General features: G+C 77.1%; 1 protein-coding gene. It reads left to right on the forward strand.

Annotated features, from left to right (window positions below):
- Window positions 1–18: 18 nt before the first annotated feature.
- On the forward strand, window positions 19–840 hold an 822-nt coding region (locus ABD308_RS37305), incomplete at its 3' end, for a CpaE-like family protein (protein WP_344345068.1).

An 840-nucleotide genomic window follows, 5' to 3' on the forward strand; every position in this document is an offset into this window, starting at 1 on the left:
GGGCGGGTGGGAACTGACATGGCCGTGATCGCGGTGGTCGGCGCTCCGGGGGCGCCCGGCGCGACCACGACGGCGCTGGCGCTGCTGCTGGCCTGGCCGCTGCAGCCCGGCCGCCGCGTCCTGCTCGTCGAGTGCGACCCGGACGGCGGCGCCGTGCTGGCCGGCGCCCTGGAGGGCCGGGTCGAGGCGGTCTACGGGCTGCGCAACCTCGCCGTGGCCGACCGGCGCGGGCTGCTCGCCCAGGCCCTCTGGGAGCAGTTGATCGACATCTCGCCGGAGGGCAACGCCGAACGCCTGTTGCTGCCCGGACTCACCGACCCCACCCAGGCCCCCGGACTCGCCTACACCTGGGAGCCGCTGGTGGAGGTGCTGCGCGGGCTGGAGCCGCAGGGCTACGACGTCATCCTCGACCTCGGCCGCTCCGGCGCGACCGGTACCAGCGCGGTGCTGGCCCGCCGGGCCGACGTGGTGGCCGCCACCGTGCGCACCACCCTGCGCGGGCTGAGCGCCGTGCGGCCCCGGCTGACCGCGCTCACCGAGGACCTCGCGACGGCCGGCACGGGTTCGGACGCGCTGGGGCTGCTGCTGGTCGCCGAGGGGCCGTACTCGGGGGCCGAGGTGTCCCGGGAGTTCGGGCTGCCGGTGCTCGGGCTGCTGTCGCACGCGCCGCGCACGGCCCGGGTGCTCTCGGACGGCGGGGACATCACCGACCGGCGGTTCATCCGCTCGGAGCTGATGCGGACGGCGCGCTCGGCGGCGGACGAGATCCAGTTGACGGTGCGTCGGCGGCGCCAGCGGCTCGCGCTCGCCCGGGTGCTGCTCGCCGACGACCGGCCGCTC

Source organism: Kitasatospora putterlickiae (assembly GCF_039527695.1).
Lineage (GTDB): Bacteria > Actinomycetota > Actinomycetes > Streptomycetales > Streptomycetaceae > Kitasatospora > Kitasatospora putterlickiae.